At 42.5% G+C, this 17,255-nt stretch carries 14 protein-coding genes; 4 read left to right on the forward strand and 10 right to left on the reverse strand.

Going from position 1 to position 17,255, the window contains the following annotated elements:
- The 7 genes from BSCG_RS26030 to BSCG_RS26000 form a co-directional block, all read right to left on the reverse strand.
- Nucleotides 1-872, reverse strand: an 872-nt coding sequence (locus tag BSCG_RS26030; RefSeq protein ID WP_008774639.1) for a TonB-dependent receptor, incomplete at its 3' end; no start/stop codon positions are given.
- 233 nt (nt 873-1,105) lie between these two features.
- Nucleotides 1,106-1,696 (reverse strand): sugar O-acetyltransferase, encoded by a 591-nt coding sequence (locus BSCG_RS26025; RefSeq protein WP_004300595.1) that lies wholly within the window; start codon nt 1,694-1,696, stop codon nt 1,106-1,108.
- Nucleotides 1,697-1,716: 20 nt separating this feature from the next.
- A complete protein-coding gene (locus BSCG_RS26020) occupies nt 1,717-2,262 on the reverse strand; it encodes a DUF2500 family protein (protein ID WP_004311234.1) in 546 nt (181 codons plus the stop codon).
- Nucleotides 2,263-2,964: 702 nt separating this feature from the next.
- A complete protein-coding gene (locus BSCG_RS26015; RefSeq protein WP_004300610.1) occupies nt 2,965-5,385 on the reverse strand; it encodes an ABC transporter permease in 2,421 nt (806 codons plus the stop codon).
- A complete protein-coding gene (locus BSCG_RS26010; RefSeq protein WP_004304173.1) occupies nt 5,382-6,098 on the reverse strand; it encodes an ABC transporter ATP-binding protein in 717 nt (238 codons plus the stop codon). Before BSCG_RS26010 ends, BSCG_RS26015 begins: the two co-directional genes overlap by 4 nt.
- A gap of 12 nt (nt 6,099-6,110) precedes the next feature.
- Nucleotides 6,111-7,358, reverse strand: a complete 1,248-nt coding sequence (locus BSCG_RS26005) for an efflux RND transporter periplasmic adaptor subunit (protein ID WP_004300612.1) — start codon at nt 7,356-7,358, stop codon at nt 6,111-6,113.
- A 6-nt stretch (nt 7,359-7,364) separates the two neighbouring features.
- A complete protein-coding gene (locus tag BSCG_RS26000) occupies nt 7,365-8,666 on the reverse strand; it encodes a TolC family protein (protein WP_004311236.1) in 1,302 nt (433 codons plus the stop codon).
- A gap of 326 nt (nt 8,667-8,992) precedes the next feature.
- On the opposite strand from BSCG_RS26000, the gene BSCG_RS25995 reads away from it, so the two are divergent.
- The 4 genes from BSCG_RS25995 to BSCG_RS25980 are packed head-to-tail and all read left to right on the forward strand — an operon-like array spanning nt 8,993 to nt 13,928.
- Nucleotides 8,993-10,357 carry a sigma-54-dependent transcriptional regulator gene (locus BSCG_RS25995; protein ID WP_004300616.1) on the forward strand — a complete coding sequence of 455 codons (1,365 nt, stop codon included), beginning with the start codon at nt 8,993-8,995 and terminating at the stop codon, nt 10,355-10,357.
- A 5-nt stretch (nt 10,358-10,362) separates the two neighbouring features.
- Entirely contained in the window at nt 10,363-11,616 is a 1,254-nt protein-coding gene (locus BSCG_RS25990; RefSeq protein WP_004300617.1) for a sensor histidine kinase, read from the forward strand.
- A gap of 57 nt (nt 11,617-11,673) precedes the next feature.
- Nucleotides 11,674-12,699, forward strand: a complete 1,026-nt coding sequence (locus BSCG_RS25985) for an AI-2E family transporter (protein ID WP_004300618.1) — start codon at nt 11,674-11,676, stop codon at nt 12,697-12,699.
- 56 nt (nt 12,700-12,755) lie between these two features.
- On the forward strand, nt 12,756-13,928 hold the full coding sequence (locus BSCG_RS25980) for a glycosyltransferase (RefSeq protein WP_004311239.1): 1,173 nt from the start codon (nt 12,756-12,758) through the stop codon (nt 13,926-13,928).
- 30 nt (nt 13,929-13,958) lie between these two features.
- On the opposite strand, the gene rimI is transcribed toward BSCG_RS25980, so the two are convergent.
- From rimI to BSCG_RS25965, 3 genes are all read right to left on the reverse strand, one after another.
- Nucleotides 13,959-14,408: a ribosomal protein S18-alanine N-acetyltransferase gene (gene rimI / locus BSCG_RS25975; protein WP_004311240.1), complete on the reverse strand. Its 450-nt coding sequence runs from the start codon at nt 14,406-14,408 to the stop codon at nt 13,959-13,961.
- A 2-nt stretch (nt 14,409-14,410) separates the two neighbouring features.
- Nucleotides 14,411-15,877, reverse strand: coding sequence for a RimK family protein (locus tag BSCG_RS25970; RefSeq protein WP_004311241.1), 1,467 nt, complete (start codon nt 15,875-15,877; stop codon nt 14,411-14,413).
- A gap of 130 nt (nt 15,878-16,007) precedes the next feature.
- Nucleotides 16,008-17,252 carry an ABC transporter permease gene (locus BSCG_RS25965; RefSeq protein WP_004300622.1) on the reverse strand — a complete coding sequence of 415 codons (1,245 nt, stop codon included), beginning with the start codon at nt 17,250-17,252 and terminating at the stop codon, nt 16,008-16,010.
- Nucleotides 17,253-17,255: the final 3 nt, after the last annotated feature.

Raw genomic sequence — 17,255 nt, forward strand, 5'->3', positions numbered from 1 at the left:
CGCAATTTCATATCAAACACACCAGATACCGCATTTCCATATTCTGCCGGAAAAGCTCCGGTAAAAAAATCGGAATTACCCAATACCTGCGAACTAAGAGATGAAAGTATCCCTCCACCCAATGTGGCAATATCCGCAAAGTGATTCGGGTTCGGAATTTCAACGTCTTCCAATCGCCACTGCAACAGATGGGGAGCATTGCCATGAATGGATATTCCATTGGAAGATACACTGGGGGCCACTCCGGCAAAGGAAGATACCAAACGGGCAGGGTCGTCAAAACCTCCGGCATAGCGGCTCGCTTCTTCCACACTCAACATACGGGCTCCAGTAGTAGCCATCTTATTCATCGCTTCCTCTTTATTGGTCCTGGCACGAATCACTACTTCATTGAGTTCGTTTACACTTTCTTTCAAAGGAATTTCCAAATAAACCTCTTTGGCGGAAGTTACCAGTATCTCTCTGAAAATACCCGGTTCATATCCCATAAAGGCTGCCTCTACCGTATGCCGTCCAACAGGAACCTGTGGTATGCTGAAACGCCCGAGACTGTCTGTTATCGTACCTGTTCCCTCTTTTTCGGATAATCTCACCGTTGCATACGGTATCGGGTGTTTTGAATCCCCGTCAATAACCATTCCCCGGATTGTCTGTACCGGCCGACCTTTTCTCTGCGGTGTCTGACTAAAAGCCACTGCGGATACCAACAAAGCAACCAACAAAAGTATCCACCCGCCATAACGATGTGTTTTTCGGGTTAACTCTTCACCAAGAACTCTTTCAAAGGTTTTGAGTACTGTGCTGCATTCATCTGCGGAGATACCCGACTGAATAGATATTTTTTCTAATAATCTAGTTTTATTCATCTTCATGATTTTATTCTGTTTTTATTTCGTCACGAAGATAGAGTATAGAAGATTGCCGATTTTTGAAATGAGACGAATACATCCCGTTTGTAGACAAAACACAAAATTGGTAAGACGAAAAATCATCCGAACTATGGAATTTCACTTAAAGAAGAAGCTCTTTTTAAAAGACACATCACTTTCAGAACGATTTATATCCTCTAAAAGTGATGTGACTTTTTTTAATAGCACACGCCAACCTACCCTAAAAAGTCGGTCTTATCTTTATCCGTGATCTCCCGAATTACTTTACATGGCACTCCTGCAGCGATTACATTTTCCGGCACATCCTTAGTCACTACACTTCCTGCTCCGATTACCGAATTTCTCCCAATGGTAACACCACCCATAATATGAACGCCTGCACCAATCCAGACATTATCCTCTATTACAATCGGATGTGCATAGCAACCTCCCATAATGCGTTCCCGGGCATCAAGTGCATGATTTGCTGTGTACAATCCCACACGTGGTCCCAACAATACATTATCCCCTATTGTAATAAGATTCCCATCCAACATGATGCAATCAAAATTAGCAAAGAAGTTGTTTCCTATAGTGATATTAAATCCAAACTCACACCGGAAATTGGGTTCGAAGTGAACATTCTCCCCAATGCCTTTCAACAAATTGCGTAATAATGCTTCACGAACCTCTTTGGGTTTTCCATAAGTAGAGTTATAATCATTAGTCAGAAAAACGACTTGTTCTCTTCTCTGAACCAGTTCTGTAGACAAATCATTATACATAGTCCCCGACAACATTCTTTCATACAATTCTCTATTTTCCATATCTATATCATAATGATTGATTAAAGTCCTTTTGTAATCACCGGTAATCCGAAAAAGCCTTTTTGTAAAGTCAGTATCTTCGATGCACCTGCCTTGGCCTTATTATAAGTGGAAAGTGACACATGCAGCTCTTCCACAGCTCCATTCTCAAAAGCTACCTGCAGATAGTATTCCTTACGTATGCCATCCGAAACATAACGATGCCTGCCTACTCTACGGGTCTTCTTATGTGTTTCCACATATTTTTTCTGTACCATCACTGTTTCTTCGTGTGTGGAAGCAGGATCGGCAAACCAATAATTACCGCCAAGAAACAAGACATAACTGATGGCACCGATGCAAGCCAGATGACACAAACAATTAATTACTTTACCATCCACGGTTGTCAGCCATATCCATTTCTTATAGAATGGGATAGTAACAAGAGCAATCAAAAGCGCCATTCCAAGAGGTATCCACCAGGCAGTCAGTGTATCTTCGTAGATAACATATCCAATGCCACACGAAGCAATAAATATCAGAAGCATCAAAAAGCGAAGTATCCTAATAAATAGAGTTTTCATCATATTTATACTTTTATGCGCAAATATAAAGATAAGCAATTAAAGATACAGCCAAAATCACATATAAAAATCAAGGTTATATCTTGTACCTTTTTTCTTTGTGGAAATAAAAAAACGAACATTTAAGCTAGTTTCACGACTTAATTAAAGTACATGTCTTGTTCCTCGGTGAGAAACACATCGTTGCACACCGAGAAACGGGTCGTTCCTTTTAAAGGAACGGGGCTTTGGTTTTAAACCAAAATACAAGTCATATAATCAATTAAATATCAACAATTTACCAAATCACCATTTCAACTAATAAGCATATTGGAATTTTATTGACAACTCACGATAGGATGAGAATAATAGAATAACAGAAAGGATAGAAAAATTCATTTTAAACATAGTGACGGTATCCACTTATGATAGTGACGGTATATTCGTGGGATAGGGTAACCATCCCGACCGGATAGTGACGCTATATTTTTGCTTGGGAAAAAGCATAAAAAAAGGCTATCTATCCCAGACAGCCAATCTTTTGTTAACCTTAAATCTAATACTATGAAAAACACATTGCAAAGATACGGACTTTCTGCATATCTCCAAATTTTCAGGCTCAAGTAGCGTATCTTATAACATGGTTTAATAGAAGTAACAGTTTCGTTAACATTTAACATAAATCCATCGGATATTAACGAATATCCGATGGAGTAGATTCAGAGATTACTCATATCGTAATGAACGAGCAGGTTTGCTCATTATTATTTTCATTGTCTGGAAAGCCACTGTCACAAATGAAATGAACAACATCAGCAATACAGGTACTATAAAGAACCACGCTTTGAGATCGGTACGGAAAGCATAATGGCTTAACCAGGCATTCATACTAAACCAAGCTACCGGAAGAGCTATAACAACTGCAATCAAAATCAACTGGAAAAATCCTTTGACCAACTGATAGAAAAGATTCCAGCGGGAAGCTCCCAACACTTTACGTATTCCCATCTCTTTGGTGCGGGTGGAACAGGAAAACATGACTAATACCCAAAGTCCGAGACAGGAAATAAAGATTGCCAATCCGGTGAACGAACCGATCATCGCTCCGAAAACCTCGTCTTGCCGATATTGGTGGTCGAAGAACTGATCGAGGAAGAAATAATCAAAGCTGGAATCCGCAAAATACTGATTCCAGATCTCTTGCACTTGAGATACCAGTTCACGGGGATTTCCGGAAGCCATCACAACAGAGATATAACGCTGGGGCAACCAATCAATTTTATCTTTATGAATCAGCATGATAGGTGTATAGTTCTTGCTCAACGCCTGCTGATGATAATCTTTCACCACTCCGATAATCTGCATCGGCGCATCAGTACATTCCACTGTTACCAACTCGCCTATCGCCTCATCATTGGAAGCAAATCCCAGATTACGTACAGCTGTTTCATTAATCACCAGTTTATCGACATCATCACCATATTCTTCGGAGAAACTTCTTCCGGCTACTATCTGCAAACCGTATGCATCCGCATAATCAGGATCACAAGCCAGCATCTCATAAAGACGGTTCTGCTTCAAAGCGTCATTGGTGCGACGATTGGAAAGGAATGTGGCCACTTCTTCGCCCGGCACGGCACCGGAAAAAGTAACCCGATGGACCAGAGGAAGACGCGCGATTGCTTTTTTCATTGCTTCCAACTTGATATTCTGCCCCTCTGTATGTCCCGGAAACTTAACCACTAATGTCTGGCTGGTTTTCACTCCCAAAGATTGATTGCGCATAAAATTCAGCTGTGCAAAAACAATCAATGTAACACAAAGTAAAATCATGGAAGCTGTATACTGGACAACCACCAGTACCTGACGGGTTCGGTCGCCTGACTTGCTATGCAAAAACTTCCCTTTCAACAAGGTTATAGGTTTGCGATTCAACAAAGCCAATGCCGGATAATACCCGGAAATAAATATTCCGGCTATAAAAACGAGAACCAGCAAAATCCACCAGTAATCCATGAACCAGACAGAAAACGTAACTGTACGTCCTACCAATTGGTTGAAATGTGGAAGAACCAGTTCTATTAATCCCACAGCTAATATGAAAGCTATCAGATTCATAACCAAGGCCTCAAACAGGAATTGATAAATCAACTGTTGGCGGAAAGCTCCCACTACCCTGCGCACTCCCACTTCTTTAGCACGCTCCATCGAACGTGCTACGGTCAGATTGATATAGTTAATCCAGGCAATAACCAGAATAGCGACAGCCGCAAAAATCAGGGCGATCATAGCAGAACGATTTCCTTTGGTTTCCGTCTCATAGCCTATCTGTGGGGTGAGATGTATATCTGCCAAGGGAATTAAAGACACGCCCCACGTCTTATTTTTCAGTGCTTCCTCTGTCTTGTATTTCTCCGCCATCACAGGAAATTCTTTTTCTATCTCCGCTTTTCTTTCCGGTGAATCGAGCAAAACATACGTATAGGCTTCATGCTTATACCAGTATTCCTGCATATATTGAGGCAGAGAGGCATAGGAAATCAGAAAATTATAATGAATGTGTGAGTTGGAGGGCATTTCTTTCATGACTCCGGTCACTTCGCACGATACTTTATCATACGTTCCGGTAAAGATCAGAATTTTGCCGATAGGGTCTTCATCTTTGAAATACTTACGGGCAATACGTTCGGTGATTACCACTTGCCGGGGCATGGAGAGACAAGTCTTTTTATCCCCTTTCAGAAGTTCGAAATCAAAAAGACGGAAGAAGCCCGGATCGGCATAGGCTATCTGATTCTCCCGTAATGTCAGTTCGCCATATTTCACAATCTGCTCCGGTTGGAGATGGGTAGCGATACGGGTATAATCTTCGATTCCGGCAAGATTCTCTTTCATGGCCGAGGCATATCCGAAAGAGCTGGTCGCCCAGTAATCGGTCAGGACTTCCCCTTCATGAAAAGTACTTTGCACCCGATAGATATGGGCATATTTCGTGTGCATTTTATCAAAGCTGAACTCAAAAGTGACATAGGTTAGCATCAGTAATGCCGATGCCATTCCGATTGCCAATCCAAAGATATTGATGAAACTGAACTTCTTCCGCTTCATCAGATTCCGATAGGCACTATTCCAGTAATTCCCTATCATACGGTTTCGTTTTTAGATGACGTTTTCTTTTCCAGCGGACGGTTGATGTTTTCGGCTACAATCTGTCCGTCCAATAGTTGGATGACCCGGTGTGCATACTTCGCATCCCGCTGTGAGTGGGTGACGATAATGATTGTGGTTCCCTGACGGTTGAGTTCGCTCAACAGTTCCATCACTTCGATGCCATTCACCGAATCCAGATTTCCGGTAGGTTCATCGGCCAGCAGTAGTTTACATTCGGTCACTACGGCACGGGCAATGGCTACACGCTGTTGCTGTCCGCCGGATAACTGCTGGGGATAATGATTCGCACGATGTAACAGGTTGACTTTTTCGAGCACTTTATTGACTCGTTCTTTCCGTTGGAGAGTCTTCATACCCAGATAGACAAGTGGCAGTTCCACATTCTCATACACGGTCAGTTCGTCAATCAGGTTGAAACTCTGAAAGATAAAGCCCAGATTACCTTTCCGCAAAGCAGTCAACTGGTTTTCAGTCATTTTATCGACTTGCTTCCCCTCAAAAAAGTAAGAACCGGAAGTCGGAGAATCCAATGTACCGAGAATATTCAGCAAGGTGGATTTGCCGCATCCTGACGGTCCCATTATCGCTACAAATTCTCCTTGTTCCACCTGTAAGGTGACATCATTCAATGCTTTTGTCTGCACCTCTTCTGTGGTGAAAAGCATAGATAGTTTTTCTGTTTTAATCATAATAATTATTCATTATTTTAGTATTAGTTTCTCATTGTCTCCAAATAATTCATACCCGGATATGATTACTTTCTCACCCGGAGACAAACCGTCTGTCACCTCGTAATACAGTGGATTCTGCCGTCCTATCTTCACAGGGCGCCGCGTGGCAAATGTACCACTTTCATCGACAACGTACATCCATCGGCCCCCGGTAATTTGAAAGAATCCGCCACGGGGAACCAGAATAGCTTGTGCCGGATCACCCAATTGCAGGTTTATGTGATAAGTCTGTCCGGCACGGATATTCTCCGGTCGTTCGGATATAAAATTGAGGTCTGTACGAAACTGACCGTCTTTCACTTCAGGATAAGGTTTAGTCACTTCCAGTTTATAGGTTCCTCCGTCACGGGTAAAGTCGGCAGGAAGTCCGGGAAGTACCCGTTCTACGTAGTGCTCGTCTATCTGTGCCTGTACTTTAAGGTCGGAAGTGATGATTTGCCCGATATGTTCGCCGGCAGAAATAGATTGCCCGATTTGCGCATTCAGGTTTCCTACCTGTCCGTCAATCGGAGCTTTCACTTTCAGGTTTTCCAAACGCTCACGAACCAATGCCAAGCTCCGTTTCATATTACGTATATTCTCGTCAAGACTGCCTATCTGACTTTCCCGAAAAATATGATCCTGCCGGATACGTTCGTCAATAACAGCCAGTTGCTCTTTGGCTGCTATATATTCTTCCTCTGCCTGGCGATAGTCTTCACGTGCTATCAGTTGTTCGTTTACCAAACGTTTATACTGCTCATAACGGCGTTGCTTCCCGATAAGCTCTTTATTCAGGCCGATACGTTCTTGTTTCAGTTGCAGTCGTTCCTGCTCCATACTAATCCGGGTATTACGCAACTCGTTTTCCTGATAAGCAAGATCGGCTTCACTCTGCATGATACCGATATTGAGCAATGGGTTGCTAAGACGCAGAATCACATCACCGGCCTTTACCATAGCTCCCTCTTCTTTCAGGCGCTCTTCCACACGACCGCCCTCGATGGCATCCATATAGATAATCCGGCTAGGCATGACCTGACCAATCACACGGATATAATCACTGAACTCGGCCTGCTCGACAGTAGCAATTGTCAGCCGGTCTTTCTCCACTGCCATAGAAGAAGCTGTATCTCTGAAAATAAAATAGGCAATCACAGCAAGTCCGAGCATTACCCCACCGACCCAATAAAGACGTTTGCGATTGATGCCGGGTTTTCGTTCAATAAGTGTATCCATAATGGTTTATAAAAAAGTTCCTTGTCGATAATATTTTTCTAGTTTCATCATCATTTCTATTTGCAAGCGTACACGAACCAGTTCTGCTTTGGCAGCAATAAACCGGTTACGGGCTTCCATCAGTTGAAAGACGGAAATCAATCCCTCTTCCCATTTCCGTTCGGATTCTTTCAGTACCAGTGTTTCAGCGTCAAGTTGTGATAATGCCTGCTGATGTTCACTATATCCGGTGTGAAGAGAAAGGAGTGTTTGCTCAATATCCGTATATAATTGTTGTTTTTCAAGTTCTTCTTCGTTTGTGAGCCGATACATATTCAATTTCAGCTTGCGCTGATTGGTCAAACGTTGCAAACCGCTTAGCAGGGGAAAGGAGATGCCAACACCCACATATTTTCCTATATTATCACGCAATTGTCTGGCCGAGAAAGCTGTATTATAATAATTGGAACCGACGGTGAAACGAGCAAAGACAGAGGGTGAGAAAGCTCCTCCCGCTATCGCATACTCTTTATGAGCTGCTTTTTGTTTCAAATCAATCATACGTATGGAGGGCAATATTTCGATAGATTGTGCGTATAGAGTTTCCACAGTCGAAACAGAATATGGTGGTAATTGGGATGCTGTAATCGTATCCAGAATAGCGAGTGTGTCGCCCGGCTGGATATTCATTAATTGTTTCAGATGTAATAAAGCGATCCGACTGCTATTTTCGCGCGACTGATAACGATAAATATCTCCCTCCCGGCGTGCTTTCACCTCCTGTAAATCGGAAGCTGATTTCAATCCCAGTTCCACGAAGACCTCTGTCTGTTTCAAATACCTTTCGCTCAACCGGCTTTGTTCCAAAGCAAGATCGAGCAATTTTCTCTCCAGAATCAGTTTGTAATAAGCATCCGTCACCTGATAGGCCAGTTCATTCTGTTTCTCTTTCAGCTCCCATTCACTACGTTCTTTGTTCATTTTCCGGAAACGCACCTGATTGATACGCGAAAAGCCTTCAAATAAGGAAAGTGTCATATCGAGTCCCACCGTTCCCTCTTCAAAAGATTCACTGGTATACCCATTGGTGTCAGGATCCAGCGAACGTCCGAATCGTTTGCCTGTTTCCGCATTAACCACTATGTGCGGCAGGAAAGCACCGACAGAAGCTATATAATCCGCTTTCGTTTCCTTTATGCCGATAACTCCGTTACGTACAGCCGGATTCTGTTTATAAGCCAAACGAATGCAATCGTCCAAACTCATAGCGGATTGGGCTAGCAGGAAAACCGGCACTGAAAGCAATAGTAGTAAAAGAAATCTTTTCATCCTTTATAATATATGATTGTGTGATAGCAGGATGATAAAAGCAAATGCAATGCCACAAATCATAAATAATTGATTATAAAACAAATAGAAATTACATAATTCTTCCACCGTCCAAAAATTAAACGCCCTAACGTCCAATAATTGGACATTACCGAGAGAATCCCTCTATTCTACCCCATTCTAACTCGTTCTGACTCATTCCAGCATAAACTTTGTATGAAAACGTCTAATTATTGGACACTCCCTTGCAAAGAAAATCAAAAACAGATACCTTTACCCGAAAACTTAAAAGGAACATTCAACGGACAGAGCCCCCAATCTTGCGTATGGAAACAGGAACGATTTTAATTGTAGACGACAATAAGAGTGTATTAGCCTCACTGGAGTTATTACTCGAGAATGTGTTCAGCACAGTCCGCACAGCTGCCAATCCTAATCAAATCACGACCATCTTATCTACCACTCCGATTGATATTGTGATTCTGGATATGAACTTTTCAGCAGGAATCAACAATGGTAACGAGGGACTGTACTGGCTGAAACATATCCATGAAATCCGCCCTTCACTGCCCGTTATTATGCTAACCGCCTACGGTGATGTAGAATTAGCCGTTAAAGCACTGAAGAATGGTGCAACAGATTTTCTACTAAAACCATGGGATAACCACATACTGATACAGAAAATAAAGGAAGCCTATCAAAACAATCGTCCAACCCATCATAAAAACTCTCCCAAATCAACCCAGAAAGCATCCGGTGATGAAAATCTGAATAAGTCAGAAATGTTGATCGGTCATTCCCCTGCAATGCTACAGCTAATTAAGGTAGTTACTAAAGTCGCCAAAACCGATGCCAATATCCTGATAACCGGAGAAAACGGAACAGGAAAAGAGATGTTAGCCAGGGAAATACATCGCTTATCTTCACGAAACACCCGTCAGTTACTTAGTGTCGATATGGGGGCTATCAGCGAATCGCTCTTTGAGAGTGAACTCTTCGGACACGAACGTGGAGCGTTTACTGATGCTTATGAAAGCCGTCCGGGTAAATTCGAAGCCGCCAATGGTGGTTCGCTTTTTATGGATGAAATCGGAAATCTCCCTCTTGCATTGCAGGCCAAACTACTGACTGTACTACAAAACCGAAATATCACCCGAATCGGAAGCAACAAAGTGATTCCCGTTGATATCCGACTCATCTCCGCCACCAACAAAGACATACCGGAGATGATTAAAGAAGGTTTGTTCCGCGAAGACTTATTCTATCGCATCAATACCATCCATCTGGAAATTCCCCCTTTGAGAGAACGGGGAGATGATCTATTATTATTCATCGATGCTTTTCTTCATCGCTTCGCTTCCAAATATCAACGACCGGAAATGCGAATGCATGAGCAAACGATTGAAAAGCTACGCTCCTATCATTGGCCGGGCAATATCCGGGAACTGCAACACACCATCGAAAAGGCGGTTATTTTATGCGAAAGCAACGTGATACGTCCTAAAGATATTCTGGTGAAACAGACTTGGAAACCACAGACAGTCCAAGCGGTGCCCAATCTGGAAGAAGTGGAACGACAAGCCATCGAGACGGCCATCTTGCAAAATAATGGAAACCTGACTGCTGCGGCCGAACAACTTGGTATCAGCCGACAAACGCTCTACAATAAACTGAAACGATTTAAGCCCTAAGCCGTATGCTATTCAGCCGACATATATATTGGACCACATTAGGACATATCCTATTTATTCTTGCTACCGCAGGAACAGGTCTATGGCTCATTATTTCCCAACAAGGAGTGGTAATAGGGATATTACTGGTTATCTGCTCCTTGTTTCAGATTGGAAGATTAGTGAATAAGCTAAACTCTTTCAACCAAAAATTACGCCTTTTCTTCGATGCGATAGAAGACAAAGACAATATGCTCTATTTCCCCGAAAACAATGTCAGCCGGGAACAGGAAATGCTGAATCGTTCACTCAACCGTATCAATGCCCTGCTCATCCGAACTCAAGCTGAATATTCAAAGCAGGAACATTTCTACCGTTCGCTATTGGAAGAAGTCCCTAGCGGTGTGTTGGCATGGGATTCTTCCGGAAAAATAATGATGGCCAACAGTGCCGCACTGACTTTATTGGGATGCCAGCAACTAGCCCAATACGACCAACTGAAACCTATCCTGCAGGAAAAAGAGAAGAAAGAACGACTTAGTCTGTCTCAAAACCAGATGAAATTACAGAACGAAACTATTACCATCTTATCCATCAAGGATATCAGCAATGAACTGAATGATAAAGAGAGTGAATCATGGAACAAGCTAAGCCACGTGCTTACCCACGAAATCATGAATACCATTGCTCCCATCATCTCCCTGTCGCAAACATTATCCGCATATCCGGACAACAGCGAAAAAACACTTCGCGGACTTCATATCATCCAGGCACAAAGTGAACGCCTGCTGGAATTTACCGAATCTTTCCGTCGTCTCTCCTATCTGCCCCAACCGGAAAGGAAACGGTTTTCACTAACAGCCCTCCTGCAAAATCTGCAAGAACTCCTGTCTACCGATTTTCAGGAAAATCAGATTCATTTCACACTTACCTGTCAGCCGGAATTCATCGACATGGATGGAGACGAGAACCAGCTATCCCAAGTCCTGCTCAATCTCCTTAGAAACTCCATTCAGGCGTTAGACGGAAGAACAGACGGAGCAATCGAAATTTATGCATATCGGGACGAGCATATATCTATCGACGTCACAGACAATGGTCCCGGTATCCCCGATGAACTGCAGGAAAAAATATTCATTCCGTTCTTCACCACCAAATCCGAAGGAACCGGTATCGGATTAAGTCTCTGCCGACAAATCATCCGTAACCACAACGGTCATTTGTCTATTTTGGAAAGCCGTCCCGGTAAAACAATTTTTCATATCGACATTTCACTGTAAAACAAACCTTTCACGGTCTTCGAGTGTTTATTATCATATAAACGAATTTTACACGATATGAGCACCAAAGAACAATACTGGAAATATTCCCTCATTGTCATCATCCTGTTTATGGGAGTCATCATCTTCCGCCAAATCACTCCTTTCCTGGGGGGATTGCTGGGAGCACTCACCATCTACATTCTTGTACGCGGACAGATGAATCATCTGGTAGAAAAACGAAAGCTGAAACGAAGCATCAGCGCACTGTTGATTACCGCAGAAACGATTTTCGTCTTTCTTATCCCTTTGGGATTGACTGTCTGGATGGTGGCAAACAAGTTACAGGATATCAATCTGGATCCACAGACCTATATTGCACCTATTCAACAGGTAGCAGAATTCATCAAAGAGAAAACAGGATACGATGTATTGGGAAAAGATACGCTGTCATTCATCATGTCCATACTTCCCCGTATCGGACAAATTATAATGGAAAGCATCAGCAGCCTTGCCATCAACCTGTTCGTCATGATCTTTGTGCTTTATTTCATGCTGATTGGAGGAAAAAAGATGGAAGCTTATGTCAATGACATTCTGCCATTTAATGAAACCAATACGCAGGAAGTCATTCACGAAATCAATATGATTGTCCGTTCCAATGCTATCGGTATTCCCTTACTGGCTATCATCCAGGGAGGCGTGGCTATGATAGGCTATCTGCTTTTCGGAGCACCGAACATACTGATGCTGGGATTCCTGACCTGCTTTGCAACCATCATTCCGATGGTAGGTACGGCATTGGTATGGTTTCCTGTAGCCGCTTATCTTGCCATCAGCGGAGACTGGTTCAACGCCATCGGGCTTTTTGGCTATGGGGCTATCGTCGTATCGCAATCGGACAATCTCATCCGGTTCATCCTTCAAAAGAAGATGGCGGATACGCATCCGCTTATCACTATTTTTGGAGTAGTCATCGGTCTGCCGATATTCGGGTTTATGGGAGTCATCTTCGGTCCGTTGCTGCTTTCATTATTCTTTCTTTTTGTGGATATGTTCAAGAAAGAATATCTCGACTTGCGAAATAACCTCCCATCGAGATGACGAAACTACCGAAAAATTGTGTACTTTTGCGGCTGTAAAAACGACACTAAAATTTGATGGAAACATTTACATTCAATACTGTCGAACTGATTCTTTTATCGGTGGCAGGTATTCTTTTTATCATCCAGCTCATTTATTATTTCGGCCTGTACAATCGAATACATGTCCACAATAAAGCTGTAGGCAAAGAAGAGGTGCATTTCATACGAGAACTGCCTCCACTTTCCGTGATTCTCCGTGCACGCAATGAGGCTGAAAATCTTCGTAAAATTCTACCTGCCATTCTGGAACAGGACTATCCACAATTTGAAGTGATTGTCATCAATGATGCTTCCACAGATGATACCGAGGATATACTGGGAGTGATGGAAGAAAAATATCCTCATCTTTATCATAGTTTTACGCCCGAAAGTGCACGCTATATCAGTCATAAGAAACTGGCTCTAACGTTAGGCATCAAAGCCAGCAAACATGACTGGCTCGTATTTACGGAAACAAACTGTATGCCCGCCAGCAACCAGTGGCTAAAACTGATGGCACGTAATTTCACTCCGCAGACCCAAATTGTGTTGGGATATAGCGGATACGACCGCACAAAGGGATGGTTGCACAAACGTACTGCATTCGATACTTTGTTCCAGTCTTTGCGCTATCTGGGATTCGCGCTAGCCGGAAAACCTTATATCGGTATCGGACGCAACCTGGCTTACCGGAAAGAACTATTCTTTCAACAGAAAGGTTTCTCCAAATACCTGAATCTGCAACGTGGAGAAGATGATTTATTCATTAATGAACTAGCTACCTCCGCCAACACCCGTGTTGAAACAGACTTCAACGCTACCACACGGATACAGCCCGTATATCGCTACAAAGATTGGAAAGAAGAAAAGGTTAGTTATATGGCTACTGCCAGATTCTACCACGGAATACAGCGTTACCTCCTGGGATTTGAGACATTCTCCCGTTTGTTATTCTATATTGCCTGTATAGCAGGTATCGTATTCGGGATACTTAATTTCCACTGGCTAGTAGCAGGCATCGCATTCCTGATGTGGTTACTGCGCTTTACAGTACAAGCTGTCATTATCAACCGCACGGCAAAAGAAATGGGTGGAGGACGAAAATACTATTTCTCGTTACCTGTTTTCGACCTTATCCAACCTGTACAGTCATTGAAGTTCAAACTCTGCCGTTTCTTCCGGGGAAAAGGAGATTTCATGAGAAGATAAACCGGATTTCGTGAGAAGACAGACTTATTGTTAAATCAATCGCTGCATATAAATAGCATCCGAACCATCGTGATAATAGCATGGCTTTATTCCTGTTGGAATAAAGCCATTTTTCATATATAGCCCGATAGCGGAAGTATTGGTCACTTTCACTTCAAGCGTAATCTTTGCAGCCTTACATTCACCGGCCGTCTGAATCGTCTGGTCCATCAATACCTGCCCCAGTCCTCTTCCTCTATAATCCGGATGAACAGCTATCGAATAGATTCTTAAATAGCGAGTTCCCCCATGAAATAACAGGGAGACATAAGCGATCACCCTATCCGCCTCCATCATCACATAGAAAGTTCCTTTCGAACGGCTTATCAGATAGGCAAACTGCTCTATTGAAAAACTGTCTTCCCGGAAACACTCCCACTCTATTTCCAAAATAGCGGGAATGTCTGCCTGCTGTGCTTTACGGACGATTATCGGCTCCATAATCAATAATGTTTTGTTTCTAGCACTTGTTCAAAGTGATTCAACAAGCGGTAATACATTTCATCACCGATAATGGCATCTTCCAGTCCATGATCGATACTCGGATTATCATTGATTTCAATTACATAAGCCTTATCATCCACCATTTTCAGATCGACTCCATACAACCCTTTTCCTATCAGATTGGCAGCCTTTACAGCTGTATCCAATACCACACGAGGCACCTGATAAATAGGAATCGTATCTACCAATCCACAACGGCTTCTGCCCGAATCATAGTGACAGTAAATTTGCCAATGTCCTTTCGCCATATAATATTTGCAGGCATAGAGCGGTACACCGTTCAATAGACCGACACGCCAGTCAAACTCCGTTGGAGTAAATGCCTGTGCCAACAAGATAGCCGATTTTTCAAACAGTATCTTCAGACTGGCTTGCAGTTCTTCTTCGTTCGACACCTTTTTCATACCAATGGAATAAGAGCCATCCGGTATTTTCAGGATAAAAGGAGCGCCCACCTGTTCGCTTATCTGTTCGAACGAATGATGGCTGGATTGAAAAATCAATGTAGACTTGGGAGCAGATATCTTTTCCTTCTCAAAAAGTTCTTTCAGATACACTTTGTTCGTACACCGGATGATAGACAACGGATCGTCAATGACAGCCATTCCGTTTTGTGCAGCCAACTGTGACAAATGGAATGTATAATGATTGAGCGAAGTTGTAGTACGAATAAACAAGGCATCAAATTCGAGCAAACGGATAGCATCATCTTCGGTTATCATCTCCACATGGATGTTCATTTTCTTAGCTACCTCAGTCAATTTGTGCAGAGCACCTTTATTGCTGGGAGGAAATTTCTCCTGTGGATCGACCAATACAGCGAGACTGTAACGGGAAGCCTTTGCCGACTTCGGTGCACGCCATATTTTCTTGTTAAAGTTATCCAGCGTATTGGCAAAGAAATCCTGCTCTGCATCATTAAGCTGATTCAGGGGAAGAAAATGAATGCCCTCGATCTGATTTCTGGGATGAGTATTCAAAGCCACTCTTAACAATGGGCAAGGGTAATTCTCGAAAATAAAACGCGCAATCCGTTCCAGACCTTTTTCCCGGCATTTGCCAAAGTAAATATTCAGGTACCAGATATCATCCTTGATGTCATTCTTCTGTATCCATTGATAACAAAGGGCTTGCAGACTACGGTCCATCCGCACCCCCGTTCCAACCTCCATTTTGTTGATGATATCAACATCCGGAATGACTTTCTGTCCTCTCGTTTGGGCTAGCAGCGAACAGTAATACCCTTCAGAGTTATAGCTGTAATCATTGCTAAGATTAATAACTAACTTCCGGTCTTTCTCCACCGGCTTGTTTTTTAGATAGTCGGAAACAGTCAGGACACTACTTGTCTCATAATACGGTTTCCAGTCATCCAGATTATCCAACAGGATTAACACATTATTCATAATGGTTAAAAATTAAACCTACAAGAGGATATTAAGTAAATTGGGCGCAAATATAGACATATTATTCACTCCACATCACGCAATAGACCAAATTATTTTTGCAGTAAAAATCAGATAGGAAAAAAGAGGATTATTCGTATCTCATGGAGCTTGCCGGATTGATCTTAGTGATAAGAAATGAAGGACCAATCAACATCAATACAGATGCACACAAAGTGCCCAAATTAATCAAGATAAAAAGTAAAACATTAAAAGAAACTGGAACAGTATCTACATAATAAGTCGCCGGATCAAGTTTAAAGAATCCGAATTGAGACTGAAGGATACAGAATGCCAAGCCAATGGCATTGCCCCAAAACATTCCTTTGCCAATCAAAAAGACTGCAAACCAAAGAAAGGTTCTGCGAATCGTGAAATTATTGGCTCCCAATGCTTTTAAAATCCCAATCATATTGGTACGTTCGATGATAATAATCAATAAACCGGAAATCATGGTGAAGCCAGCAACTCCTATCATCAAAATCAGAATCACCCATACGTTCAAATCCAATAAATCAAGCCAAGCAAAGATTTGAGGATTCAGTTGTTCGATGTTACGCACATAATACACACCTCCCAACTCATCTTGCCTGTTGTCAATATCAGTTGCGATCTCATAGGTTATATCTTCCAGTCTATCATAATCTTTCACCTGTAATTCCACACCGGTCACCTGTTCCGGTTGCCAACCGTTCAAACGATTCACCAGATTAAGATCCGTCAGTAAAAAGAGGTTGTCGTATTCGGAGAAATTCGTCTGATAAATTCCGGCAATCGTCAGGCGACGAGCGCGAATATCATCCTGTATATAATAGGTATATATCTTATCTCCCAGTTTCAACTTCATTTTAGTTGCCAACGCTTTCGAGATAAGTACTTGATTGGTAGAAACTGAATCACTGAAAACAGGAATCTCCCCTTCTACCAAATACTCTTTTATAAAATGGGGGTCAAACTCCGGACCTACACCTTTCAACACCATTCCTTGAAAAGCGTCATCGGTCTTAATCATACCCGGTTTGGTAGAGAAACGCTGCACATGGCTTATCTCCGGATAATCAGCAAGAGCAGTCATCATACTGTCTCCTACCACAATGGGATGGGTTTCGTAAGAACTGACCGCATCCAAATTAGTTATCTGGATATGCGACCCGAATCCTATAACTTTATTTCTCACTTCACTTTTAAACCCGATGACTACCGCCACTGCAATAATCATTACGGCCAAACCAATAGCAATACCCGCCATGGCAATGAGGACCGCAGGACGTGACACCTGCTTTCCGCCATCGCTTTCACGATAGATACGCCGGGCTATGAAAAGTGATAAAGACATTTG

Source organism: Bacteroides sp. 2_2_4, from assembly GCF_000157055.1.
Classification (GTDB): domain Bacteria; phylum Bacteroidota; class Bacteroidia; order Bacteroidales; family Bacteroidaceae; genus Bacteroides; species Bacteroides ovatus.

Bases quoted from the DNA above. Each gene is read 5' to 3' on its own strand.
- BSCG_RS26010 (WP_004304173.1), bottom strand. From the start codon at position 6,098: ATGATTAAAACAGAAAAACTATCTATGCTTTTCACCACAGAAGAGGTG.
- BSCG_RS25995 (WP_004300616.1), top strand. From the start codon at position 8,993: ATGGAAACAGGAACGATTTTAATTGTAGACGACAATAAGAGTGTATTA.
- BSCG_RS26000 (WP_004311236.1), bottom strand. From the start codon at position 8,666: ATGAAAAGATTTCTTTTACTACTATTGCTTTCAGTGCCGGTTTTCCTG.
- BSCG_RS25965 (WP_004300622.1), bottom strand. From the start codon at position 17,252: ATGTCTTTATCACTTTTCATAGCCCGGCGTATCTATCGTGAAAGCGAT.
- BSCG_RS25970 (WP_004311241.1), bottom strand. From the start codon at position 15,877: ATGAATAATGTGTTAATCCTGTTGGATAATCTGGATGACTGGAAACCG.
- BSCG_RS25985 (WP_004300618.1), top strand. From the start codon at position 11,674: ATGAGCACCAAAGAACAATACTGGAAATATTCCCTCATTGTCATCATC.
- BSCG_RS26025 (WP_004300595.1), bottom strand. From the start codon at position 1,696: ATGGAAAATAGAGAATTGTATGAAAGAATGTTGTCGGGGACTATGTAT.
- BSCG_RS26020 (WP_004311234.1), bottom strand. From the start codon at position 2,262: ATGATGAAAACTCTATTTATTAGGATACTTCGCTTTTTGATGCTTCTG.
- BSCG_RS25990 (WP_004300617.1), top strand. From the start codon at position 10,363: ATGCTATTCAGCCGACATATATATTGGACCACATTAGGACATATCCTA.
- rimI (WP_004311240.1), bottom strand. From the start codon at position 14,408: ATGGAGCCGATAATCGTCCGTAAAGCACAGCAGGCAGACATTCCCGCT.
- BSCG_RS26005 (WP_004300612.1), bottom strand. From the start codon at position 7,358: ATGGATACACTTATTGAACGAAAACCCGGCATCAATCGCAAACGTCTT.
- BSCG_RS25980 (WP_004311239.1), top strand. From the start codon at position 12,756: ATGGAAACATTTACATTCAATACTGTCGAACTGATTCTTTTATCGGTG.
- BSCG_RS26015 (WP_004300610.1), bottom strand. From the start codon at position 5,385: ATGATAGGGAATTACTGGAATAGTGCCTATCGGAATCTGATGAAGCGG.